This window comes from Mesotoga sp. Brook.08.105.5.1 (assembly GCF_002752635.1).
Lineage (GTDB): Bacteria > Thermotogota > Thermotogae > Petrotogales > Kosmotogaceae > Mesotoga.
In genome coordinates this window covers 42,157-67,704 of the sequence record NZ_AYTW01000002.1, presented here as the reverse complement: position 1 = coordinate 67,704, position 25,548 = coordinate 42,157, and the positions used below count along the sequence as shown (strand labels likewise).

At 45.7% G+C, this 25,548-nt stretch carries 22 protein-coding genes and 1 pseudogene; 19 read left to right on the top strand and 4 right to left on the bottom strand.

The window, feature by feature from the left end:
- Positions 1–588: pseudogene (locus tag V512_RS00915) on the bottom strand (transposase); the annotation flags it as partial.
- A 711-nt stretch (positions 589–1,299) separates the two neighbouring features.
- Positions 1,300–2,685, bottom strand: a complete 1,386-nt coding sequence (locus tag V512_RS00910; RefSeq protein WP_165775313.1) for an ATP-binding protein — start codon at positions 2,683–2,685, stop codon at positions 1,300–1,302.
- A 610-nt stretch (positions 2,686–3,295) separates the two neighbouring features.
- Between V512_RS00910 and V512_RS00905 the strand changes: the two genes are divergently transcribed.
- The 6 genes from V512_RS00905 (at position 3,296) to V512_RS15260 (ending at position 9,459) form a co-directional block, all read left to right on the top strand.
- Positions 3,296–3,796, top strand: a complete 501-nt coding sequence (locus V512_RS00905; RefSeq protein WP_133117304.1) for a hypothetical protein — start codon at positions 3,296–3,298, stop codon at positions 3,794–3,796.
- A gap of 350 nt (positions 3,797–4,146) precedes the next feature.
- Positions 4,147–6,243: an EAL domain-containing protein gene (locus V512_RS00895; RefSeq protein ID WP_099828585.1), complete on the top strand. Its 2,097-nt coding sequence runs from the start codon at positions 4,147–4,149 to the stop codon at positions 6,241–6,243.
- A 1,535-nt stretch (positions 6,244–7,778) separates the two neighbouring features.
- Entirely contained in the window at positions 7,779–8,174 is a 396-nt protein-coding gene (locus V512_RS00880; RefSeq protein ID WP_099828582.1) for a hypothetical protein, read from the top strand.
- 24 nt (positions 8,175–8,198) lie between these two features.
- Positions 8,199–8,639 carry a helix-turn-helix transcriptional regulator gene (locus V512_RS00875; protein ID WP_099828581.1) on the top strand — a complete coding sequence of 147 codons (441 nt, stop codon included), beginning with the start codon at positions 8,199–8,201 and terminating at the stop codon, positions 8,637–8,639.
- 500 nt (positions 8,640–9,139) lie between these two features.
- A complete protein-coding gene (locus tag V512_RS00870) occupies positions 9,140–9,340 on the top strand; it encodes a hypothetical protein (protein WP_146739767.1) in 201 nt (66 codons plus the stop codon).
- The gene (locus V512_RS15260; RefSeq protein ID WP_279300407.1) at positions 9,337–9,459 is read left to right on the top strand and encodes a hypothetical protein; all 123 of its coding nucleotides are present in this window, start codon (positions 9,337–9,339) and stop codon (positions 9,457–9,459) included. Before V512_RS00870 ends, V512_RS15260 begins: the two co-directional genes overlap by 4 nt.
- Positions 9,460–10,681: 1,222 nt before the next feature.
- Here the strand turns inward: V512_RS15260 and V512_RS00860 are convergent.
- On the bottom strand, positions 10,682–12,082 hold the full coding sequence (locus V512_RS00860; RefSeq protein WP_099828578.1) for an HD domain-containing phosphohydrolase: 1,401 nt from the start codon (positions 12,080–12,082) through the stop codon (positions 10,682–10,684).
- Between the two features lie 186 nt (positions 12,083–12,268).
- On the opposite strand from V512_RS00860, the gene V512_RS00855 reads away from it, so the two are divergent.
- The 13 genes from V512_RS00855 (at position 12,269) to V512_RS00785 (ending at position 24,945) form a co-directional block, all read left to right on the top strand.
- Positions 12,269–14,350 carry a PAS domain S-box protein gene (locus tag V512_RS00855; protein ID WP_099828577.1) on the top strand — a complete coding sequence of 694 codons (2,082 nt, stop codon included), beginning with the start codon at positions 12,269–12,271 and terminating at the stop codon, positions 14,348–14,350.
- Positions 14,347–14,787 (top strand): response regulator, encoded by a 441-nt coding sequence (locus V512_RS00850; protein WP_099828576.1) that lies wholly within the window; start codon positions 14,347–14,349, stop codon positions 14,785–14,787. The genes V512_RS00855 and V512_RS00850 overlap by 4 nt, the downstream gene beginning before the upstream one ends.
- 1,239 nt (positions 14,788–16,026) lie before the next feature.
- Positions 16,027–17,430: an Asp-tRNA(Asn)/Glu-tRNA(Gln) amidotransferase subunit GatA gene (gene gatA, locus V512_RS00835; protein WP_099828573.1), complete on the top strand. Its 1,404-nt coding sequence runs from the start codon at positions 16,027–16,029 to the stop codon at positions 17,428–17,430.
- Positions 17,427–18,872, top strand: coding sequence for an Asp-tRNA(Asn)/Glu-tRNA(Gln) amidotransferase subunit GatB (gene gatB / locus V512_RS00830; RefSeq protein ID WP_165775314.1), 1,446 nt, complete (start codon positions 17,427–17,429; stop codon positions 18,870–18,872). The genes gatA and gatB overlap by 4 nt, the downstream gene beginning before the upstream one ends.
- Entirely contained in the window at positions 18,869–19,690 is an 822-nt protein-coding gene (locus V512_RS00825; protein WP_099828571.1) for a hypothetical protein, read from the top strand. The genes gatB and V512_RS00825 overlap by 4 nt, the downstream gene beginning before the upstream one ends.
- On the top strand, positions 19,690–20,829 hold the full coding sequence (gene hemW, locus V512_RS00820; RefSeq protein ID WP_099828570.1) for a radical SAM family heme chaperone HemW: 1,140 nt from the start codon (positions 19,690–19,692) through the stop codon (positions 20,827–20,829). The genes V512_RS00825 and hemW overlap by 1 nt, the downstream gene beginning before the upstream one ends.
- Positions 20,813–21,262 carry a ferritin family protein gene (locus tag V512_RS00815; RefSeq protein WP_099828569.1) on the top strand — a complete coding sequence of 150 codons (450 nt, stop codon included), beginning with the start codon at positions 20,813–20,815 and terminating at the stop codon, positions 21,260–21,262. Before hemW ends, V512_RS00815 begins: the two co-directional genes overlap by 17 nt.
- A complete protein-coding gene (locus tag V512_RS00810; protein WP_099828568.1) occupies positions 21,262–21,765 on the top strand; it encodes a dCMP deaminase family protein in 504 nt (167 codons plus the stop codon). The genes V512_RS00815 and V512_RS00810 overlap by 1 nt, the downstream gene beginning before the upstream one ends.
- A 13-nt stretch (positions 21,766–21,778) precedes the next feature.
- Positions 21,779–22,615 (top strand): 2-oxoacid:ferredoxin oxidoreductase subunit beta, encoded by an 837-nt coding sequence (locus tag V512_RS00805; protein WP_099828567.1) that lies wholly within the window; start codon positions 21,779–21,781, stop codon positions 22,613–22,615.
- Positions 22,612–23,223, top strand: a complete 612-nt coding sequence (locus V512_RS00800) for a 2-oxoacid:acceptor oxidoreductase family protein (RefSeq protein WP_099828566.1) — start codon at positions 22,612–22,614, stop codon at positions 23,221–23,223. Before V512_RS00805 ends, V512_RS00800 begins: the two co-directional genes overlap by 4 nt.
- Positions 23,220–23,651 carry a diacylglycerol kinase family protein gene (locus V512_RS00795; RefSeq protein WP_099828565.1) on the top strand — a complete coding sequence of 144 codons (432 nt, stop codon included), beginning with the start codon at positions 23,220–23,222 and terminating at the stop codon, positions 23,649–23,651. The genes V512_RS00800 and V512_RS00795 overlap by 4 nt, the downstream gene beginning before the upstream one ends.
- On the top strand, positions 23,648–24,496 hold the full coding sequence (locus tag V512_RS00790) for a M23 family metallopeptidase (protein WP_099828564.1): 849 nt from the start codon (positions 23,648–23,650) through the stop codon (positions 24,494–24,496). Before V512_RS00795 ends, V512_RS00790 begins: the two co-directional genes overlap by 4 nt.
- Complete coding sequence (locus V512_RS00785; protein ID WP_099828563.1) at positions 24,493–24,945, top strand: DUF523 domain-containing protein; 453 nt, start codon at positions 24,493–24,495, stop codon at positions 24,943–24,945. The genes V512_RS00790 and V512_RS00785 overlap by 4 nt, the downstream gene beginning before the upstream one ends.
- Here V512_RS00785 and V512_RS00780 read toward each other — a convergent pair.
- Positions 24,929–25,531, bottom strand: coding sequence for a hypothetical protein (locus V512_RS00780; protein WP_243392179.1), 603 nt, complete (start codon positions 25,529–25,531; stop codon positions 24,929–24,931). The genes V512_RS00785 and V512_RS00780 overlap by 17 nt on opposite strands.
- Positions 25,532–25,548 lie beyond the last annotated feature (17 nt).

Here is a 25,548-nt window from a genome sequence, read left to right as displayed (position 1 = left end):
CTTCTTGACCTGTCTCAGTGTCTCCGAATAACTGGAGATGGAAGTGATGTCAAAGGCCCAGTATTCTTTCTCAATTCTACGTCTGCCCTGCTTCTTGAAGAACATCATCCTCTCTTCTTCTGAAATGGATTGGAACAGCTCACTGCTGCGCTGTGATGGTATGTCTTCTCCATAAGGATGGGCATGCAGTCTCTGCCAATGAGAAAACCGACTGAGTGAGTTATTCTCTTCGAGAATAAGATAATAGGCTACCGATAGAATCATTCTATAACGGTCGGGAAAGCAGGCTTTCAAATCGGCCGCGACTTCGGTTATCTTTCCAACCTGATCGAGAAGATAGCAAGCACCATAGAAATCCCTTCGGATTTTGGTTATTGGTACAGGTCCAGGCTTTCTCAAGATGCCATCCTTCTGTTCAGAATCCTTCCTGTATGGTCTGGTCGGTACGATTTCTCCAGTGTCTGGATCCAGCTTGCCGATTAAGGTTCTCTTGGCTCTGGACTGTTGTTTTTCCCTGTCCCAATAGGCTTCGTTTTTGTAGACATATGTGATTCCTGTTTTCTTGTTCTTCTGATAGACAATCCCCATCTCTTCACCTCGTTACATACATTATAATATATAACGAGGGATAAACCTATAGAAAATAACTCTAACTTAGTCTTTTCAACGCTTCACGAAGGTTCTCATCGTTAGACTTTTCGGGAACTTAGGATAGAATGAGGGTAGAGGGAGTGCCCAGTCGTCATTCCAAAATGATTCAGAATTCTGCTCCTAAAAATCGCAGTACGCTTAGGAGCAAGGACCCGCTGATCGCTGTGGAGAACCGTCCTTCGTTGCCCGTCCCAGATCATGGACCCGTCCTTCGCTGAGACCCAAGCCCAGATCCTGAACAGGAGCACTTCAGGATGACGTGAAGGACTGTCATCCCGTGATGGGTCTGCACGGGATCTGGTCTTGAAGTACCGAGGTTGCAGGTTCGAAAAACCTTGAGAGCAGTATTTTGAAACAAGTTCAGCATGACGGGATGCGATGTTCTCCAAATAACCTAAGGCAATCATTTCAGAGTCGGATCCTGAATTTTGTTTTCGATCTTCTTCTTATTGGCTTAACCAAGAACGAAGAACAGGTCCTCGCTCTGGAACGAAGAACGAGTTTTCCTCGGAGAACGGTGAACCGATAACGGACAACCATTTTCTTATTCAACTTGCATCTTGCAACTCGGAACTGAGAACCTGCAACTGATCTTGCAGCGGACAGCGGTTCATATGAGGGCTCACAATTCTTCTGCTACACATTGAGTTATATGATTCTCTTGAAAAAATCGAAGAGAAATACGTTCTTGTTTCTTTGCGAGTAGTTCTGCAATTCCTTGCTGAAACCCTTTCTGGAGAAAAGCACGAAAATCCTGTCGGTAGTCTCTGTAATTGTCGAGGCCTTCCGCTGGAGTTCTCTCAGAGTATCTATACCCATTGGCTCTTGGCGGTATTTGCATTCCCCGAAGATAACCGGGACGTTATCCCTGTCTACGCCAACAATATCGATCTCTTCCTTCAAATTCCACCATCGTCCGATTCTTGAAATCCGGTTTCCAAAGAAGCCTGCGCCTGTCATCTCTTTCAGAGCTTCCTGGCAGACTCTCTCATAAACGAAACTCAAGTGGCTATCGATGAAGCTCGTGCGGATCTTCTCGATTGCAGGGGTCGTGTTCTCCATTTCTAGGTAACTCCTGAAGGGATACACAAACCTGAACCAAAACTGGCTGAAGTTGTCCTTTATCCTGTAAAGCCCTTTCTTGCTCTTTTCAGGGTTCTTCTCGGTCACCGGCACCTCTCTTTCAACGAGGTCCATATCCATCAACCCGTTCATGTAGTAACCAATAGATGGCTGCTTCATATTTAGACGTGAGGAGATTTCAGAGGATTTGTGGCTCCCTTCGGCGATCGTCTTCAGTATGGAGAAATAGGTTCTAGTCTCTCTGAACTGCCTGTTTAATAGGAAGATCGGTTCTTCATAGAGATAGCTTCCCTTTTTCAGAACATTGTCGGTGATATTTTCAATGAAGTCTTTCCCGGGTTGAAAGAGCTCTATGTATCGAGGCACGCCGCCCGTAACCGCATAGATGGTGAGAAGATCCTCATCGCTCTTCTCCGGGAAGAAATCAGCAAAGTCCGAATAGGGAATCTGTTTGAGATTAATCTGGGCCGTCCTGCGCCCGTAGAGAGGGCTAGAATAATCCAGCGTTTCGGAGTACATCATTCCTATCAGCGAGCCACAGAGAATCAGCATAACGTTTCTATTCTTGAGCATTTCGTCCCAGATTCGCTGGAGTTTCGTGGAAAAGCCCGGGCTCGACATTACAAGGTAAGGATATTCGTCGATTGCGATTATCGTTTTCCCCTGCCCTTTCGTGAGCAGGTCGAATATGCTTTGCCATTCCAATTTGTTTCCTGAACTCAGTATCTCCAGGCCTGTCTTGTCAAAGGAAAGCGATTGAAAGTATTGGAGATTCTGCCCCTCTTCTTCCTCGGTAGAAAGAAAATAGAGAGAGTCTTTTCCCTGCATGAATTGCTTTATAAGGGTTGTCTTTCCTATACTTCTCCTTCCGTACAGGATCACAAAGGAGCTGCCATCTCTTTCATACTCTCTCTCAAGAATTCGGATCTCCGTTTTCCTGCCGATGAACACTGTAATCACTCCACTAATAATAGTCATGACTATTATAGTCCAAACTATAATGATTTCATAGCTGTCTAGAATCTGCCCTTGAGAATGGCCAAAGCGGAAGACTTAATATATTGCAAGGCCCCCTCTTTTCACATTGAGTCGACTTCATGGATTCTGTTCCTAGTTTCCTGAAGAAGCGTTTTGATGATTGAAATTGACGTTACTAGTGAAGCGGAGTGATTATCGATTAGAATCTGTGTGGCGTTCACGAAGACACAAAAAAGTTATTCGGAGTTCTTTACCTGCTCCGCCCACGAAGACACCCTCAGTCAAAGAGAATATACCAACATGGTTCACATGAAAACAACGTTGTCCGTCAACGGTCCACCGTCCACCGGAAAGAAGCAGTTCCAAGTTCCATGTTGTCAGTTGCAAGCAGAAGAAATAGTTGTCCGTTGTTGGTTATTGGTAACCCGTCATTCGTCAAGACCCAAGCCCAGATCCTGAACAGGAGCACTTCAGGATGACGTGAAGGACTGTCATCCCGTGATGGGTCTGCACGGGATCTGGTCTTGAAGTACCGAGGTTGCAGTGGGTGGTTGCAGGTTCGAAAAACCTTGAGAGCAGTATTTTGAAACAAGTTCAGCATGACGGGATGCGATATTCTCCAAATAACCTAAGGCAATCATTTCAGAGTCGGATCCTGAATTTTGTTTTCGATCTTCTTCTTGGCTTAACCAAGAACGAAGAACAGGTCCTCGCTCTGGAACGAAGAATGAGTTTTCAAACAAATGGGACAGACTCGATTTTCATAGCCGTTGTTAGTGGTTGGTCAGGAGCAAAAAAGGAGTTTTACCGAGTTCATCAAGAAGCAAACGAGTGTCAAAATAGGGTCAGACTCCTAATTCTTTGTAATGCTTTCTACAAGTCAGGAATAAGAGCGCATTATGATGTGCTTGAGGTCACGTGGAAGGTGGCAAAAGATGTCTGCCCCGATGAGATCATGGATGATAATCAAAGAGATGCACTTATGATTGTTATCCGAATGAACAGGGTCAGACTCCAATTCTCTTGGCACTGTGAAACAAAGAACATATGCTATTATTCAGATACTAGCGATTCTGTTATATGACTGCCAGGAGAAAGACATGGAAGATAACGGACAAAACGAAGTAGGTAATCGATTCAAGAAGGGTTGTTTTTTCGAGACCATCAGCCTGTTTGAAGTACAGACGGTGCCCTTTCTCAATGCAGAACTCGTCCCTCTTTTTGCTGGTCTTCGGGAATTAGGAGAAACGACCCACGAAGAGACCCGCGTGTTATTCATTGCGAGCGGAAACTTGGACCAACCATTTACAATGTGCTCTTCGATGCATTCCAATGTATGGATCTCATTCAATGAGAGCGTAGTAAGGGAGGTAGTTCTTCAAGCCTCCTTTTTTTGTGATTTGAGGTTAGTTTATTGCTTAAGGGAGATGATTTATGCCTGTGAAAATCTTGGTTGTCGATGACTCGGCGGCTGATCGCCTTATGATTGAGAAGATGTTGAGCGAGTACGATCTCCTGACAGCTAGTGATGGCGTGGAAGCAATGCAGAGAATAGATGAGCACGAAGAGATTCAGCTGATCATACTCGACCTTAATATGCCCAGAATGAATGGATTCGAGGTTCTAGCGGCGCTGAAGGCGGATGATCGCTATAAGAGAGTACGAACAATAATACTGACAAACTATGAAGAACTGGAAGACGAAAGCAAAGGTCTGGAACTTGGTGCTGTGGACTACATAAGGAAGCCTATTAGTATGAATGCTTTGAAGGTTCGAGTCAATATCCATCTTGAATTGCTCAGAAGTCGGCAGCTGGAAGAACAGAAGCAAGTCGAGCTAAAGTCAGTGTTCAACACAATCTTTAGCCGGGCACCGATTGGAATTTCGATTTCCTACGCTAGCGGTCCCCAAGATAAGAATGTGGATCCAGAAACACAGATCAACTCAGCATTCGAGCAAATTACCGGTAGAACGAAAGAGGAGTTGATTGAGCTTGGCTGGGCAAGTATTACTCATCCAGACGATCTGGAGAAGGATCTAGAGAATTATAGAAAGCTGAAATCAGGTGAAATCCAGAGCTATACAATGGAGAAGAGGTTTGTCAGGCCAGATGGTTCTTCTGTATGGGTTGAAATGACAGTGGCGTCCTTCCATCTGCCGGGCGAGAGTGAAAGCGGCCATATTGCCCTTCTTAAGGATATATCCAGCCGTAAGGAGTTCGAGAATACACTCAGATATAGCTCTGAACACGATAGCTGGACTGGCCTATATAACCGCAACTACCTGAAAACTCTTCTGGAAGGAGATGATGAGAACAGACTGCGGGTGAAAAGAGCCTTAGTGAGCGTGGATTTAAGTACAGTGCAGTCACTGACATCTACTTATGGATTTCAATACACTCAGGACTTTATAAAGAAGATTGCAGATATGCTGAGGCAGTTCTGCACAGATAGGCGCCTGCTTTTCAACACATACGAGAATCAATTCGTATTCTACTTGAAGGGCTATAAAGACAAGAACGAACTGACGAAATTTTCCATAGAAGTTGCAAAGCAACTGGAGCCTGTCCTTCTGATGGAAAGGATTAAAGGTGGTATTGGAGTAATTGAAATCGGTGAAGGCGATGAGAAGGATGTCGATCTCCTACTGAGAAGGCTTCTAGTCACATCTGAGAAGGCTTTCAACATATATGATAGAAACATTGGAATCTGTTTCTATAACGAAGAAATTGAGAAACAAATGGTTCGAGAACAGCAGATAACCTTAGAACTGGCGAAAATCTCGACAGACGAGAAGGATTTTGGGCTCTTCGTGCAATTCCAGCCGATTCTTGATCTGAAGTCTAATAAGATAAGCAGTTTTGAAGCTCTGGCGAGATTGAGTATTGAAGGACTTGGCCCGGTGCCGCCTCTGGAATTCATCCCGATAGCCGAGAAAACAAATCTTGTCGTTCCGATCGGCAGGAAGATTATTCTCCAGGCACTCGGTTTCTTGAATAAGCTGAAGAGAAGTGGTTATGGATCGATCGGGGTTTCAATCAATGTCTCAGCCATCCAGTTATTGAGGGACGGTTTCACAGATAGCCTTCTTGAGATGATAGAGCAAACTCAGGTCCTTCCTAAAAATGTTGGACTCGAGATCACCGAGTCGGTATTTGCCTCGAATCACGAAAAAATAAACCGTATTCTTGGCAAACTGAGTGATATAGGGATTCATACAGCCATAGACGACTTCGGGATCGGATACTCCTCTTTTGCACGGGAAAGAGATCTAAACGTGAACTGTCTCAAGATAGACAAATCCTTCATAGAAAGGCTGCAGTATCTCGAGAGCGATGATGCCATCACCAGTGACATCATTTCGATGGCACATAAGCTAGGTCATTGTACTATAGCTGAAGGGGTAGAACACGAAAGGCAGAAAGAGTATCTGGAGAAATGGGGTTGCGATAGAATACAGGGACATTTGATCAGCAAACCACTGGACGAAGAAGATGCAATTAAATTCCTGGAGAAATACAATCACCAATAAAGATCGCCTTAATCGTGGATCTCGCGGGTGGTAGCTCAGGAGCATAGAGCAAGAGCTTGACACAATCCTCAAGAAGCAAATTGAAGCAATATGATCAGAGCCACTCACTTTGTCATCCTGTAGAGCCTGCCCCAATGAGCCTGCCCTGATATGCACCTGTTCAGGGCTCCTGTTTGGGGGCTCTGTTCAGTGTCATGCCGTAATATCCCCACACCGTCATCCCGTGATGGGTCTGCACGGGATCTGGTCTTGAAGTACCGAGGTTGCAGGTTCCAAAAACCTTGAGAGCGGTATTTTGAAACAAGTTCAGAATGACGGGATGCGATGTTCTCCAAATAATCTAAGGCCTGCATCCCGAGTACTCCTTATGTCAATCCCTTACTTTGTCATCCCGATATGAAACTGATCGGGATCTCGAATGTAAGAACCGCTGTGCGCTTAAAAGCGGGGAACCCGCTGATCGCTGTGGAGAACCGTCCTTCGTGACTCGTCCCAGATCATGGACCCGTCCTTCGCTGACACCCAAGCCCAGATCCTGAACAGGAGCACTTCAGGATGACGTGAAGGACTGTCTTCCCGTGATGTAATTGCACGGGATCTGGTTTTGAAGTACCGAGGTTGCAGGTAGGTGGTTGCAGGTTTGAAAAACCTTGAGAGCAGTATTTTGAAACAAGTTCAGCATGACGGGATGCGATGTTCTCCAAATAACCTAAGGCAATCATTTCAGAGTCGGATGCTGAATTTTGTTTTCGATCTTCTTCTTCTTGGCTTAACCAAGAACGAAGAACAGGTCCTCGCTCTGGAACGAAGAACGAGTTTTCCTCGGAGAGCGGAGAACCGATGACGGTCAACGTGGTTTTTCATCAGCGGAAAGCGGTTCATATTAAAAAGGGTCAGACTCCATTTTTCACACTAAACGAGAAATCGAAGGCAAAAAACTGTGAGGGGCTACTTATACACAAAAAGAAAAAACGGAGCCTTTTTCCTGCTACGCCCACGAAGACACCCCCATGCAGAGAGATCACTCCATGGCTTTTCTGGCAGACGCGGGTTTTTTCATTGCATTATCTTTAGATGATTTGATTATCGAGCTCATGACTTCGCCCTCGATAAGCTAAGGAAGTGAACGCAAAAAAACATAGAAGAAGTTGGGAAGATATCAAAGATTTCTTGATTTTCTCGACTACAGCAGTGGAAGACTTTCTAGGAAGGAACGGCTTTAAGTCGTGAAAGCCTTCTGATGACTTAAGGGCATAATTACATCTTGGGGATCTACACCGGCGGGAAGAAGCTGGTGGAACAAACTGAAAGACACTGAGCACGATTCTGAAGACATTTACAGACTTCAAGACCCTACTTCGAATAGAGTTGCTTTGAAAACTAATGAGCAACATCCTCTTTGCCGCATGCTATTGTTCGTTCTTATAGTCAGGAAAGAACTGCTGTACTTTTGCCGAAGGCATTATCCAGACAATAGCGAAGATTTGACTTATGTTAACATATATGCTAACATTAACATGTCTGGTGGAGGAGTTATGGAACTTGTTAGATGGAAGAATTACTCAGTCTATTTTTTCGATGAAGAACGCAGCAACGATTATGTCGGTGATTTCATTGATACCCTCTATGAAAAGGATAGTGCGACGGCCGCAAGAATACTGAACTTGTTCATAAAGAGACTGGCAGAGGGAAAAGGAGTCACCCAGGAGTGTTACGACCAGCATTTAAAAGGAATAGCATCATTCGACATCTTTGAGTACAGGGACAAATCGACGCTCCTTAAGAAGCAAATACGCATCTATTTTGGCGCTCATGGGCAGACTAAGACCCTAGTATTTGTTTGTGCAGGTTTTAAAGGAAGTAAGGCAGAGCAGAATAGAGATATAGATACGGCAAAACAAAGATACAGGCGATACATTTCTAGGTTTTGATGTCATTAGGAGGGTGTGAGTAATATGGCAACATTTGAGCAACTTCTCAAGAGACTTGAGAAGAATGAGGGGTACCAGAAAGCCCAGGAAGAATTCGGTCCGTTATTTGATTTTGTAAACGCGCTTACTGATTTGCGCATCGAAAAAGGTCTGACACAAAAGGATCTAAGTAATCTTACAGGTATAGCTGTGCCTACTCTTTCACGCATCGAAGCTGGCAAACAGAATCTTTCATTCAAAACTATGCAAACACTCGTCAATGCTCTTGGAGGAAAACTGCGCATCACACCGAAAGCGGATTCTGTTGTAGAGCTTAACTCTAAGGCGAAGGAAGCACTTGAAAAACTCGTCGAAAAGACTGGAATGGGGGAATCAGAGCTTATTGAAGGTCTTGTATCTATATACGAACAAGTGGTGGATGGTGCAGGCAAGCAGAGCATTGAAACAATGAATAGCTCTAAATAGGGTCAGACTCCATTTTCGCATGAAGGTGAAATCGACGGTAAAAGTCTGTGAGAGTGTTTCTAAGGACAGAAAAGAGAAATTAAGCACACCCTTTCTACTGCTCCGCCTACGGGGGCACCCACATTCTAAGAGAATAAACCACTATGGTTCACGTGAAAACAACGTTGTCCGTCATCGGTCCACCGTCCTCGAAATAGATCAGTTGCAAGTGCCAAGATGAAAGTTGCAAGCCATAGAGCAAAAAACTCAAGTTCCGTCTGAACTTCTTTCAGCATCACGTTTCTTCGATATTAACAGTCGGGAAAGAACATTCTCGAGAGCGTCGCTTCGAGGAAAAAAAATTCAATAACAAGCGTGTTATCGCGTGCAATGCACAGACTGCCACATTTGAGATACATATTATCGATACATGGTCGAGCTAATATAAAATATGGTCAGACTCCAATCTTGATTAACCTTCAGCATTGAGACAAAAGGCACCGGGGGTGATTACAGTGATCATGTTCGACAGAGTATGGAAGATGCTCGAGGAGATCGACGCAAGCGAAAGGAAGAAGGTATTCGATGAGATTATTGAACTCCTCTCTGCTTCGAAGGACGAGGAGATGCTTCAGCTTAAAGACGACCTGCTGACATTCGAAGACGACATTCTAGATGACTCGGAAGACCCGATAAAGACGCTTCTTGAAGGTGAAAAGTGATGCAGACTTTCGACTCTCTCAAAAAGGAATGCCTGAAGGATGAAAAATTCGCCAAAGTCTACTATTCGAAGAGACCTCTTCAAATCTTCATCAGGGCGATAAAATCTGCAAGGCTGTAGTACAAATAGGGACTCCATTTTTAGGAACAAGAGCAGTTCCTCGTTCCCACGCTTCGCGTCCAGGTTCCTGCTCATCAGTTCCAAGTTGCAAGATGCAAGTTGAATAAGAAAATGGTTGTCCGTTATCGGTTCACCGTTCTCCAAGACCGAGAGTTGCAAGTTCCATGATGCAAGTTGCAAGAACGGTTATACGTTAACGGTTCTCCGTTCTCCGAGCAGAGCTTCAAGACCTATCAAGCTCTTTGGATGATGATCTTAAGTCCTCCCTTGAGGGAGGAGGGCCACAAAGTGGCGGAGGGTGTCTGTTTCAAAGAAGAGCATCGAGAGTACGAGATGAGGAGAGAGGACGAGAAACAGGAGAGAGTTCTCGTCTTCTCGTGAGCGTAGCGAAAGTCTCGACAATGCTCTTTCTCGATTGTTGTTGACGACGATTTCGGTGGACGGCGGACCGTTGACAGACAACGTTGTCTTCGTCAGCGACCAGCGAGTTCTCCGCTTTTAAGCGTACAGCGGCCTTTTCGGTGAACGGGTTCATGATCTTGAACGGTCAACGGCGAACCGTATTTCACAGCGATCAGCGGGTTCTTGTTCTTAAGCGCACAGCGGATCTTAGAACAAATAGGGACCTTATCATAATTAATAAGGAAAAGTCTACTAATCAAGTGACATTCAAGTTTTCAACCACATCCTTAGTGGCAGCTAAGGATGGATGAGCATCCTGGGAGTATTCAGGATCGTAATGCATCATAATTAAATCTACTCAAGAGAGAGTTAATGCATCAAAATAGAATCTATTCAAAATCAAATTGAAGAAGATTAAGAACACCTCCCTTTGAGTTAGATTTAGACTTCATTATTCGTATATCAGCGCACCAAAAGGGATTACTCAATCGCAAAAGAGGTGTGAGTAGAATCAGTCACTGGAGCGAACACGGCAGTATCAAGGACAATAATCATCATTTCTTATCGAAGAGTTAATCGTATGTTCCGGTCGATTAATGAGTTTATTCAGAAGCTTGTGTTATTATAATTCAATGCCTATTATTTTCGCGTAAACACTTCCTATTCTTAACCGCCCATCATGGGCGGTTCTTATTTTTTCGCTCTTATTTGTATAGGAGGTTGGCAGTGAGTTCAGCTAAGTGACTCAAGCGAGATTCCGCTTCAGTGTACGACGAGCTGGCTGCCAAATCGGAGACTTAGTCCGTGATCGGAGCACGAATCAGAATCTGAAGCCTTCTTCAAGGATGGAAGTACAAATCTGGACGATCTCAGCGTCGTAGAGAACTCCTGCGTTCTTTTTGATCTCTTCTATCGCAGCTTCAAAGCCAAGCGCCGCCCTGTATGGCCTGTGAGAACTCATCGCCTCAATCACATCTGCAACGATAATGATTTTGGCTTCTAGCAAAATCTCGTCACTCTTCAAATGTCTAGGATAGCCTGAACCGTCCAGCCGCTCATGATGTTGGTAGACAATATCTGCAACGGGCCAGGGTAGGTCGACCTTTCGAAGGATTTCATATGCGGTTTCGGGATGCTTCTTGATCATCTCGAACTCGATATCGCTCAGTTTTCCTGGTTTGGATAGAATCTCTGTTGGAATATTTATCTTCCCAATATCGTGAACCATCGAAGCAACTCTTATAGACTCAATAGCAAACTCGTCAAGACCCATTCTTTCTGCTATTTCTAAGGCCAACTTCGCAACATTCTTCTCATGAAACTGAGTGTATGGATCCTTAAGGTTCAGCATATCAGAGAGAACACTGACTACAGAATTGAAGGCTCGCTTCAGAGCTTCGTTTGCCTTCTGGCGCTCAGTTACATCTCTTGCAATCCCCTCTATAGCGATCAGCCTTCCGTCATTATCGTAAACTGGAACATTAAGCTGTTCTGCCCAGACTACTTCGCCATTTTTTTTGATCCACCTAAGTACTACTGGAGAACGATCTACATGCTCCAGCAAATCTCTCAACTTTTCACGATCATCTGGATGAACCAACTCGAAGCCAAGATTTGGATTGGCATAGTGATCCTCTGGAGTGTAACCCGTAAGCTTTGTAGATGATGGGCTGACGTACGAAAACTTCTGTTCGGGATAAAGCTCTATTCTGTATATCAGGTCGCTGGCCTTTTCGGCGATTAGTCTGAACTTTCTTTCACTTTCTTCGAGAGCCCTTTCGGCAGAAGTTCTAAGCTCCTCTTCCTTTTTTCTTCTAATGGCGTCTTTAACAGCAAAGGGAAGCCTTGAGATGTGCTCCTTAATGACGTAATCTGTTGCACCGGCCTTCATGCATTCGACTGCAGTCTCCTCATTAATAGAACCTGTCAGGATAATTACCGGAATATTCGGAGCGTGTTCGAGCGTTAGTTCTATCACTTCCATACCACTGAAGCCGGGCATCATGAAGTCTGAGACTATCAGAGTGGGCTTAAAAGTGCTAATAGCGTCTAGAAATCCTTCCCAATTGTCCGTGGTAAGAAAACGCAGACTTAAATCCCAATCCGCCAGCCCTCTAGTTATTTCCAGCTTTGCCAGTTCGGCATCACTTACTAAATCCTCTACAAAAAGTATACTCACTACTGGAGAAGAAGGCTCTTGATCAGATATTGTTCGAACCATAGACACCTCCTGAAACCACTTGATGATAGCACGAAAGAACCTTCCTTAAGAAGTACGAACAACACTCATTGATCAGAAACCCAACAGAAATCATCGGGCATTGTCTTTCTGTGGTGCTTATTCAACAGGAGCGAAGACTATAATTCTTGTAGAAGTAATTAAGGCAGACTGGCAGGAGGATTTTCTATGGGAAGAGAAGCACTTATAGCTTTGATAAATAACGCAGCGTTACTCATAACTCTTGCGGTTGTTTATGGGCTCTTCTATGCCCGATCTTCGCCGAGCAGACAATTCTCAAGTCAAGTGATCTCAGCTTTGTTTCTCGGTATGATCACTCTTGCCGTAATGCTCAACTCATGGCAGCTAGCTCCTGGAGTAGTTTTCGATACAAGATCCGTTGTCCTTGGGCTTATAGGCCTCTACTTCGGTCTCGTGCCTTCTTTGATCGCGGCTTCCATGAGCATTGCTATGAGAATGTTCATGGGAGGAGGGGGTACGCTCGCCGGCATAAGTAGTATTATCAGCTCGGTTTCTGTCGGTCTCCTTTGGCGACACTTTTTGAAAGAGAGAAGGACACGCCACTCGATTGTTGAGTTGTACCTATTTGGAATCCTCGTACATGTTTTTATGTTGTTATGCATGCTTCTTCTCCCATCGCCAAGCCGAGAGACTTTTTACGCCGTTGCCGCACTGCCGGTTATGCTTATCTATCCAGCAGCAACTACGGTAGTTGGGTGGGCTATGACAGCGCAATCAGCCAAGCGGCGCGGAGAGATAGCGGAGAGAGTGCTGGCGGCTACAAGCAAAAGACTGGCAACAATCGTTAAGAATTCTCCGATAGCCATCGTGAGTCTTGATCTCGAATACAGAGTAAGAAGCTGGAACGAGGCGGCTGAAAAGATCTTTGGCTGGAAGAGTTCGGAGGTAATAGGCAAACCCCTGCCCTACATTCCGGAAAACATGAGAGAAGAACACGCTAGAATCAACGAAGAGACTTTGAGAGGTCTATCGGTTCACGGAAAGCGATTTGTAAGGTTCAGAAAGGATGGCAGTGAAGTTGTGGTGAAGTTATTCAGTGCTCCGATAAGGAATGAAAAGGGAGATCTCGAGGGAATGCTTGGAATCCTTGAAGACGTAACCGCACAGCACAAAGCAGAAGCCGCTCTCAAGGAAAGTGAACTCCGTTTCAGAAGGCTGTACATGAACATGAATGCTGGCATTGCCATATACAAGGTTACTAACTCAGGAGAAGATGTGGTATTTCTCGATATGAACCCCGCCGGATGCAAGATAACCGGGGTCACGAAAGAAGAGATCCTTGGAAGAAGTGTGCGGGGGGTCTTCCCGAAAGTAGTTGAACTCGGGTTGTATGACACGATGATTGAGGTTTGGAAGACCGGACGCTCCAAGCATCATCCAGTAATGAACTACCGTGACGGTAAACTGGATCTAAGAGTTGAGAACTTCGTTTACCGTAACAGGCCGGATGAAATAGTTGCTGTGTTTGAAGATGTGACGAAGCGCGAGTTAACACTTCAAGAACTTGAACGGAGAGTTTGGTGCAGAACGAAAGAGCTTGAGGAGGTAAACAAGGAGCTTGAGGCCTTTACTTACTCAATGGCCCATGATCTGAAAGCTCACCTGAGAGCAATTAATGGCTTTTCTAAGATAATCTCGGATCGTTACTCGGAACTTATTCCTGAAGAAGGCACTCGCTATCTGGGGTTCATACTCAAGGCCGGGGAGGATATGTCGGAGCTGATAACGGGCCTTCTTGAGTACTCAAAAGTAGGTAGATCTCCCCTTAACCTAGAGATCCATTCTTTGAAGGAAATAGTTGATGAATGCGTTTCTACACTGTCAAGTAGAATTGAAGAGGAGTATGCTTCGGTGCAGACCGCCTCTGAGATGCCAAATGTCTATGTAGATCGCACGCTAATGAAAAGGGCGGTTATCAACCTTCTTCAAAACTCCTTGACCTATCACAAACCAGAAGAACGAGCCGCAGTGAAGATATACTCTGAAAGAAGAGGAGAATGGGTACACCTGATTGTTGAAGATAATGGAATAGGAATAAGTCAGAAATTCCATAAGAGGATCTTCAACATATTCCAGAGGCTCCATTCTAGCGAAGACTTCCCGGGAAGCGGTATAGGTCTGGCTATTGTGAAGAAGTCGATCACTTTGATGGGTGGGGACGTTTCTGTGCAATCAGTGCCGGGAGAAGGAGCAAAGTTCATAGTGAAGATTAAGGAGGCCAGGCTTTGAAAGAAGCTTTGATACTGCTCGTCCAGGATAACCAGATGGACGTCGAACTGACACTTGACTCCTTCAGACAGGTAGGACTTACGAACCGAGTCGAGATTGTAAAGAGCGGTGAAATGGCTCTCGACTATGTGTTTGGCAGAGGGCGATACGAAGATAGAGAGGCATTCCCTGTGCCTGATCTTGTCTTGCTGGATCTCAAATTACCCGGGATTTCTGGACATGAAGTTCTTCACGAAATAAAGCATTCCGAACTCACAAGAAGGATCCCTGTCGTCGTCCTTACATCTTCTCGTGAAGAAAGAGACAGGGCAATTTGCTATGACTGCGGAGTGAACTCCTATCTTGTCAAACCGATCGATTTTGACGAATTCCTGATCGTTGCGAAAGCTATTGGAGATTACTGGCTGACGATCAATGTCGGTCCTCCAGAAACATAAGGGCCATCAAGGTACGCGGCGGGTTGAGTATTGGAAAAGAGTGAGAGTTCTTCGTTGAGCAAGGACCTGTTCTTCGTGAAGAACGGTTCTTCGTTCCGACGCTTCGCGTCCAGGTTCTTGGTTCTTCGTCTAGGATTCCGTCATTCTCGTGTATTGTCATAAGAGAGAAAGTAGAGAGTATAGAATGAGGGTAGAGGGAGTAGCAAGTCGTCATTCCAAAATGATTCAGAATCCTGCTCCTAAAAATCGCAGTACGCTTAGGAGCAAGGACCCGCTGATGGCTTTGAAGAACCGTCCTTCGTGAAGAACAGTTCTTCGTTCCGACGCTTCGCGTCCAGGTTCTTCGTTCTTCGTCTAGGATTCCGTCATTCTCGTGTATTGTCACAAGAGAGAAAGCAGAGAGTATAGAATGAGGGTAGAGGGAGTAGCCAGTCGTCATTCCAAAATGATTCAGAATCCCGCTCCTAAAAATCGCAGTACGCTTATGAGCAAGGACCCGCTGATGGCTTTGAAGAACCGTCCTTCGTGAAGAACGGTTCTTCGTTCCGACGCTTCGCGTCCAGGTTCTTCGTTCTTGGTCAAGCACATCTCGTCTGAACCTGATTCAGAATCTCGATCTAAGATCAGTTACAAGTGGAGAACCGTCCTTCGCTCAGACCCAAGCCCAGATCCTGAACAGGAGCACTTCAGGATGACGTGAAGGACTGTCATCCCGATATGAAACTGATCGGGATCTCGAATGTAAGAACCGCTGTGCGTTTAAGAACATGAACCCGCTGGTCGCTGACGAAGACAACGTTGTCCGTCAATGGTCCACCGTCCACCGAGAAGAGCATTTCAAAAGACTTATAGAGTGTATTGGCTTTTGCTCTTATAACTTGCAACTTGCAGGTTCGAAAAACCTTGAGAGCAGTATTTTGAAACAAGTTCAGCATGACGGGATGTGATGTTTTTGCTCAACAGCTTGCAACTTGGAACTGAGAACTTGCAACTGATCTTTCAGCTTACAGCGCATCATAGGACGAATAAAAGTTCCTCGCTCTGAACGAAGGGCTTCTCTTTTATTTGTCTCATACAGTCCAACCACAACCTTGCGAACATTTTGTGGCTGCTAAAGTCTCACCATGGCAGAGGGCATTAGATTCATAAATGGGCCTTTTAATCAATTTCGGTCGTTTTCTGCTGTTAGAAGTGCTCTGAAAATGTTAGAATTGTCCTGAATATCTGGAGGTGGCTTTCGTGACGAAGAATCCCCTGAATCTAAGGCTTTCAGAGATCATGTCCTTAAGAGGTTCTTTTGAGTTTTATAGAGAGAGAATTGATAGATACAACGACAAACTGAATGCATTTCTTCAGGTGAGCAACCCTTCCGATTCGCAAAAGGAAGGGTTTCCTTATGCTCTAAAGGATAATATTCTGGCGCTAGGGACTCGAACAACCTGTGCGAGTAGAATACTCGAAAACTATGAGTCTCCTTATGATGCCACTGTTACCAGCAAGCTGAACAATAAAGGCGGAATAATACTCGGCAAGACCAATATGGATGAATTCGCAATGGGTTCCTCAACTGAGAACTCCGCGTTTGGACCTTCCAGAAATCCCTGGGATCTCGACCGAATTCCTGGAGGCAGCAGTGGTGGAAGCGCAGCAGCAGTTGCTGCGGGTCTTGCCCCATTTGCATTGGGAAGTGATACCGGAGGGTCGGTAAGACAGCCGGCTTCCATGTGCGGAATCGTTGGTTTTAAACCGACTTATGGCCTTGTGTCGAGATACGGATTGGTTGCATTTGCCTCATCGCTGGATCAGATCGGGCCATTGACGCGCTGTGCACAAGACGCCGCAGAAGTGATGGCGATGATTGCAGGCCACGATCCGAAGGATTCAAATACTCTAAGGAGGAATCTAGACTTCAATGTCTCTATTGAAAGCGATGTTAAGGGGCTGAAGTTTGCTGCACCTTCAGAGATGCTTAACTACCCGGGTTTGGATTCGGGAGTCAAAGAGAGATTCCTGTCAATGATGGAAGCTATGAGGAGCGCCGGTGCAAAAGTAGAGGAGATTTCGATTCCTAGTGTCGAGTATGCTGTCGCCACATATTACTTGATCGCTCCGGCCGAGGCAAGCTCGAATCTCGCCCGTTATGACGGAATCAGATTTGGGTCGAGAAGTCCCGCAGAAGACTATGAAAGTCTCATAAACAAGAACAGAGACAGCGGTTTCGGAGAAGAAGTGAAAAGGAGGATTCTTCTTGGAACTTTCACTCTCAGCGCTACCTATTATGACGCGTACTACAGAAAAGCGTTGAAAACAAGAAGGATCATGGCCGGTGAACTCAACCGAGTACTCAATGAATATGATTACATTGTAAATCCCTCTTCGCCAGTCATTGCTCCGAGACTTGGCGAGATAACCGATCCCCTCGCCTACTATCTTATGGATATATATACTATACCCGCAAATGTAGCAGGGCTTCCGTCGATCTCAGTTCCTATAGGCCTGGTTGACGGTTTGCCTGTCGGTCTGCTTCTCACAGGGAAGAGGTTCAGTGATGTCTCACTACTGAATGCTGCCGGGGGGATTGAGGATCTCTCTCCCTCTTATGAAAACGGACTGGCGAAGATCCCTGAAAGGTGGGCGAAATAATGTATAAGACTGTGATCGGGCTGGAAATCCATGCTCAGCTCAAAACCGAGACCAAAGCATTCTGTAGCTGTCGGGCCGATGTTTTCGATCTTGAACCGAATACTGTTATTTGCCCTGTCTGCACAGGTCAACCCGGCACTTTACCGGTGTTAAACGAACGGGTAGTCGAGTTCGCCGTAATGGCCGGAATCGCTATGAACTGCACCATCAACAGGCGGTCGGTCTTTGACAGAAAGAATTACTTTTACCCGGATCTGCCGAAGGGTTATCAGATTACTCAATATTTTTTCCCGATAGCCGAGAACGGTTACCTGTATCTCGTAAACGGCGAAGAGAAGCGAAGAATTAGGATCCGCAGGATTCACATAGAAGAAGACGCGGGCAAGATGGTTCATCAGGGAACGGAATCAATAACCGGATCGTCGGGAAGTTATCTGGATCTAAATAGGTGCGGGGTTCCGCTAATTGAAATTGTTACAGAACCAGATCTAAAGAGTCCGGTCGAGGCCCGCATCTTCATGGAACTCCTCAGAGATACGCTAAGGGCCCTGGGTGTGTGTTCTGGAGACATGGAGAAGGGCGCATTGCGCTGCGATGCGAACATCTCGATGGTTGACGAGAGTGGGAGAAGCTCTAACAGGGTAGAAGTCAAGAACATCAACTCCTTCAAGTTCGTTGAGAAGGCACTGGAATTTGAACAGGAGAGGATTTCCAAGGCGTTGGCTTCAGGAGTCGATGTCGCAAAAGAAACCAGGTCCTGGAATTTCTCTTCAAAGGAAACATATTCTATGAGATCAAAGGAGGAAGAGAACGATTACCGTTATTTCCCCGAACCTGATCTCCCAGAGCTTATCATCAGCGATGATCTTATAGAGAGAATTGAGAGAAGTCTTCCGGAGCTTCCATGGGAGAAAGTAGAGAGATTCATGGAGCAATACTCGCTTCCCGGCTATGACGCCTCCGTTCTTGCTTCAGATAGTGAAATCTCTTCTTATTTTGAAGAGGTTGCGCAGGCCACCGGAAAGCCCAAAGAGAGTTCAAACTGGATTATGGGCGAGGTTATGAGGCTTATGAACGATAGGCAACTTTCCCTGGAAGAGGTGAAGGTAAGTCCGGAGAACTTCAAGGAGCTTTTCGATCTAATTGAGCAGGGCAAGATCTCAAACAAGATAGCAAAAGACATTTTTCCAGTGATCGTGGAGAACGGAAAGTCACCGACTCAATTGGTTAGAGAAAAGGGACTTCAACAGATAGACGATGACACCGTGATCGAAGATGCAGTTAGAAAGGCCATGAATGACAACCCTGCAGCCGTTCAGCAGTTTAGAGACGGTAAGGAGGGAGTCCTTGGATACTTCGTGGGAGCGGTCATGAAAGCGACCAAAGGAAAGGCAAACCCGTCCAAGGCAAATGAAATCGCAAGGAGGCTGCTTAGAGATTGAAGAAGAGACTTTGCCTGTTCTTAGTTGTTTTTCTGGGAGTTCTGATCTTCTCCGAAATTCAGATCAAGCTGAACAATGCTGGGTGGAGCGTTTCTGCGGACATACGGGCATATGAAGATATTTATCTGACACTAGCTTTGGCCTCGGGAATCCCCTACGTTGGGGTAACTTATGTGGACACTTGGGAGGAATACTCCACCGGATTTCTTAAGCTGAAGACCAAAGACGGTCTTTTCAGAGGATCGCTGCTTGCCAGCAACGAGGGGCTTTTCATGGGTGTAAGGTACGTCACCAACACAAATCAGATCCCCATCTTTTCTCACACTACTCTTGAACTCGAGCTTTCAACGGTGGGTAAGATGAAGTATCTGGCGAGGAACTGGGTACGTCTGCCGCTGGGTCAGCTCAATGGAGGCCTCAGCGTATTCCTCCATGGGGAGGACTCCTTTTCGTTCAACGATATAGGTTTGTATCTTTATGCAAAGGAATATGAGCGAAGCCTAAGGATAAAGAATGCAGAGAGTAACGTTGTCGCCACTGTGGATCTCAAGACTAACGACTCGCTCGGAGAGGTCGGTTACGGTATAGGGATAGGGATGAACTATCTTTCCTTCGATCTCGGCGTGGCTTTCGCCGGGAATTTCATAGTCCCGGCTGGCGACCTGAGACTAATGCTTTCGCCGACAGTCATGGTAAGCATGCGAGGGATCGATGCACAGATGCTTATCTCGAAGCTTGGGAGCGACGATTCGGTCTTTGCGGGTATCTCAGTCACAAACTTCAATCTTAACGGGATTTTCATGAGGCTTGTATTCTGATGGGTGTGGGAGCGTATGTGCATATTCCTTTCTGTGCTAGAAAATGCTCTTATTGCGATTTCTGCACAATCCAATTCGACAGGGAATCGGTCGAGGCCTATCATGATTCGTTGAAGAAGGAGATCGAGATGTATGAGGTCCCGGGAATCGTCGATACCTTGTACTTCGGAGGCGGATCACCTTCGCTGTATCCTATTGACCTAATGGAGGAAATCGTATCGCATATCAATCTTTCATTGGGTACAGATGTGTCCGAGGCTACCATAGAGGCCAACCCGTGGGAGCTCGATAAAGAGCATCTCCTGGCATGGAGATCTACTGGCTTCACCAGGCTTTCAGTGGGAGTCCAGTCATCCGAGCGGAGTATACTGGAGCGTTGCGATAGACCCGTTCCCGCCGATCTTATGGGCAGGTTGTTCTTGAGCAGAGATACTTTCGATAATCTGAATCTCGATTTCATTCTCGGGTTACCCGGTGAAAACAGAGAAAACGTGATTGCCAATTTAGAGCTGATCAAAGAGGTTTCCCCCGATCACATCTCATACTATATCTTTGATTCAGATCACGAAACTGAATTGATGAGGCGGGTACACGATGCTATCATTGAGTTGCCCGATTCCGAAGCAATTGCAGAACATCACGACATGGTTCTTGAATCTTTGGCCAGCATGGGATACAAGAGATATGAGATATCATCCTGGGCAAAAGATGGTAGTGAATGTCTTCATAATCTGAAGTACTGGCGAAACGAGGAGTATCTGGGTTTCGGGGTTTCTGCCGGCGGTCATCTGGATCGCAAGAGATACGTCAATACCGAAGACCTTCAACTTTACAGCAGTTTGGTCAACCAGAAGATAAAACCGATCGCCGAGTTCGCAGAAAACGATGCTGTTCAGGAGTTGTTTGAAACTCTCTTTATGGGACTGAGGTTGGCAGAAGGAGTGGATCTGTCTGATCTGGTGTACTCTCGGGAGCTTCTTTCTCTCCTGGTTTCAAAGATAAAAACCCGTATTGGAGATTATATCTCATCTGACGAAGGTACAATTAAGTTGAACGACTTCGGGATGGATGTCTCCAGAAGAGTGTTACAGCAGCTCCTGGATATAAAGGAGGAGATCGAGATTGCTTTCTCCACATGAAGTACTCGAGGTTGCATTAAGAATCGAAACTGAAGGAGAGAACTTTTACAGAGAACTGGCGGAGAGCGCGCATAACGACCGGCAGGGCTCGGTCTTTAGGTTCCTCTCTTCTCAGGAAAGAAGTCACGCCGATACCTTTCGAACTCTTCTCAGGAGATTTGAAGAGGAGGCCATAGAACTTATAAACTGGGACGATGCACGTCAGTACATGGCGGCCTTAACCGAGGCAAGTGTGTTTTCTGACGAATTGAAGGACGCGATGAGTCGCTCAGACTATAAAAAGGCTATTGAACATGCAATAGAAGTGGAAAAGAAAAGCATAGCGTTCTACGAGAGTCTTTTGAAGAACTCAAAGGCCGATACTGTCGAAGCTCTCGAAAAGGTAATCAGCGAAGAGAAGAACCATGTTGAACTTCTGGAAGGACTGAGATAATGACCGTGGAAGAGCTTTCCGACTATCTGAAGAGGTTCTCTATTCACGAACGCAGTAATGAGACCGAAAGCTGGGACTCTTACTTCATGAGACTCGCATACCAGGTTAGAGAGCGATCCAGCTGCCATCATAGAAAAGTGGGCGCTCTGATAGTGAGGGAGAATAGGATTCTTTCGACCGGCTATAATCAACCGCCTTCGGGTTTCCCTCATTGCGATGAGATAGAGTGCATAAGGGATGCTCTGGGAATACCTTCCGGCCAGAATCAGGAGATATGTTACGCCGCTCATGCTGAACAAAACGCACTGTCTCAAGCGGCGAAATTCGGAATCTCGACTAATGGATCCACTATATACGTTACTCATCGTCCTTGCTCCATCTGCGCCAGACTAATAATCAATGCGGGGATAATAAAGGTTGTCTTCTCCGAAGGTTACCCGGATCCACTTACTGAGTTTATGTTCGAAAAAACAGGTGTCACAATGACGCATTTCACAAAGTGAATGGGAGGAAATCATGGCTATCGCAAGGTTAATGAAGTACTTAAGGCAGGACAGGATGCCTCATGTTTGGTGCCCGGGTTGCGGAAACGGCGTTATTATGAAGGCTTTCATAGAAGCTGTCGATAAGGAAGAACTTGATCCCGACAGAGTTGCCGTCATCTCGGGAATCGGATGTTCTTCAAGGGTTACGGGCTACCTGAACTTCAATACGATGCACACTCTTCATGGAAGAGCAGTAGCATTCGCTACTGGAGTGAAGCTTGCCCGACCGGAATTCAATGTGGTAGTTATGGGTGGAGACGGTGATATGGTCGCCATAGGAGGGAATCACTTCATTCATGCCTGCAGGAGAAACATGGATCTCACTGCAATAATATTCAACAACAATATCTACGGTATGACCGGTGGGCAATACTCTCCTACTACTCCTTACGAGAAGATAGCATCGACTTCACCATATGGGAACGTTGAAAACTCGTTTGACATAGTTAATCTGGCAGTCTCTTCAGGCGCAACGTATGTTGCCAGAACGACAGTATTTCACTATGCTCAAATGGTTCAGTTCATTCAGAAGGCCCTCAACCATAAAGGCATGGGGATAGTAGAGATCATGACCAACTGCCATACGTACTATGGCAGGTACAACGCAATGTCGAAACCCGAAGACATGCTTGCATACTTCAAGAAAAACACGGTTCAAATAGCCAAATCAAAAACAATGACTCCCGAAGAGCTGAAAGATAAGATCGTTGCAGGTGAGTTTGTGAATATAGAAGCGGAAACATACAGCGACAGATACAAGGCAAAGAGCGAGCAGATAATCGCAGCGGAGAGAGGTGAGAAAGCATGAAGCACGCATTCTCTCAACCTCATTCGGTAAGGATTTCCGGTATTGGAGGCCAGGGAAATGTTTTGATGGGGATAATTCTCGCAGAGGCCCTTTTGATACAGGGAAGTTGGGTAGTGCAGACCCAGTCTTTCGGAGCCCAGGTGAGAGGAGGACTCTCTTACTGCGATGTTCTCTTCAACACTGAGCCCATAGATTACCCCAAGGCTCATTCCTTTGAACTGATTTACTCTATGCACCAAACCGCTGTAAATGCTCATGTCCCTCTCATTCACATGAACGGCGTCCTTATTGTCGACTCCACTCTCGTCAAGTCTATTCCAAAAGAAGGAATCAGAATGACGAGAAAGATCATATCGAAGCCAGTGACAGAACTCACTGAGAACAAGTTTGGAAGTACTCTGCCGGCCAATATGGTCGGTCTAGGGTTGATTGCCAGAGCAGGAAACTTCGTCACAACTCAGTCGTTGAAAGATGCCATGGCAAAACACATAAAAGCAAAGTACGTGGAGATGAATTCCCAGGCGATTGATTTCGGTTACTCACTAATAGAGAAATCGTATAGTATTAGAAGAGAAAGAATAGATTCTGTCGGCCGGGGATTTGAATGAAGAAGTTTGTCAAGAGTCTTGGCAACGCAACAAATGGAATCAAGCACCTTCTAAGAGAGAGAAACTTCAGAATCCAGCTTGTAATCGGGGCAGTGATCTTGACTGTCGGCGCACTGATCGGACTGGATAAGGGTGATTATTACTGGCTTCTCTTCTGTACGTTTATGGTTCTGCTTCTCGAAGGAATCAATACCCTGGTCGAGAAGATAGCAGACATATTGAGGCCCTACTATGATGAAAGAGTGCGTGTGCTTAAGGATACAGCGGCTGCTGTCGTTCTACTCGGGAGCGCGGTATCTGTTTTGATTGGGTTATCAATTATTTTACAATCAATTTTCGGTCTGCATTTTGCCGTTGGACTGCTTTTTGGTATAATAATTCTGGTTGTCTTCTTTTCTTTGGGGCTATTTGGAGGTGGCAGGGAATGAACCGTCGGGTCATTCTGTTATTCTTATTATCGTTTTTGCTATTAATGACTCGCAGTTTTGCGTATTTCCTCGTTACATACGTGGTTAGGCCGGGAGACTCGATTCATACTATTTCGAGAGATCTGAGTGTCAGCATCTCAACTATTATTGACTTCAACAATATCAAAAGTGCAAACAGCATTAAAGCAGGGGACACGCTTAAGATACCTCAACCGGACGGTTTGATCTACGAGGTTCAGTCTGGTGACACCTTCGATTACATCGCAAAGTTGTTTTTCTCTCCTGTCGATGAATTGATTGCAGCAAATAATCTCAGGCCGGATTCTGTAATCAATCCCGGTCAAAGAGTTTTTATTCCCATGTCTTTGGTCAACCTGTATCAGTACATTCCTCAGAGCACCCCTTTCAGATGGCCCATTTATGGAGTAATATCTTCTGATTACGGTTGGAGAACACATCCTGTAAGCGGGCAACCCTCATTCCATTCGGGGCTTGACATTGCGGCTCCGGAAGGAACGCCGATCTTCGCAGCTTCGAGGGGAACAGTAGTCTTTGCCGGAGTGAACGGCGGTTATGGAAATATGGTCGAAATACAGCACGACAACGGTTACGTAACCCGCTATGGCCACATGAGCAGGATCAGTGTTTATGTAGGCCAAAGAGTGGATACCGGTTCGTTGATCGGCCGGGTCGGAAGCACAGGGGTCTCGACTGGTCCTCACGTACATTTCGAAGTCAGAGATCCGAAGACCAACACGATGAATCCACTTTCAATGCTTCCAACACGTGACCTCATGTACGTCATTAGAAGAGAGGATGACGGCACCGCTGCCGGTGGTAAATGACAAAGATACTGGTTAGTGCGTGCCTGATCGGAGTTAATTGCACATATCGCGGAGATAACAACCTGTCTTTCAAGCTTCTAGAGCTGGTCGACAGGTTTGTTTTTTTGCCTGTGTGCCCCGAGCAGCTTGGCGGACTCCCCACGCCTAGGCCTCGTGCGGAGGTTACTACCTCAAAGGACTGGCTGGCAAGCAAGATAGTCCTAGATCAATTTGGAAACGATGTCACGAGCAACTATGAGAAGGGGGCCGAAGAGGTTCTGAAGATTGCAAAACTCTCAGGTTCAAGTATTGCAGTTCTCAAATCGAGAAGTCCTTCTTGTGGTTGTAGAGGTATCTACGACGGAACCTTCAGCGGAGTGATGATTGACGGAATGGGAATAACGGCAGAACTGCTCATGAAGAACGGCATCGAAGTCTATTCCGAGGAAGAAACTAGCTTCTTATACTAGGATCAAACAACTCCGTAAGAATCTGCATCTCTTCCTTCTCGTTGAGCGTAAAACCCGGACTCTTCGCAAGGATAACCCATTTACCTTTTTGCCATAGCAAGGACTGATCTTTACCTCCGAACCTGACTATTTTGGCGTAGTAGTAATCTGACTTCTTAATCCTTCCTAAATCTCTAGTCAGAACCGATCCTTCTACAAGGAAGAGCGTCTCCCATGTGTCTTTTGCAGATTCAACCGATTCCATTTTCCAGACATAGACGTTTATCACTCTTGAACTGAGATCCAGTTGCAGGCAGCGCACCGAGTTGTCATACGGAGGGTAGAACACTCTGATGCTTTCTCCGCTTTCCTGCTTAACGGAAACCCCATTCGCAAGTCCCTGATCTGGCGGAAATGGCGCTTCACCGAGAAAAGTGAAGATACTTCGATTGAAAACAAGATCGTCAAGCATAATCTCATCTCTGGGCACAACAACATCTTTCCTGTGACCAAATGCGTAGTAAGAAGCAAATGCAATCAGTCCCAACACAAAGACGACTGTGAACAACGCCCTGTTTCTATAACGCTTCACCTTAGCGCCTTTCACTTTCGCTGCTCCCATCA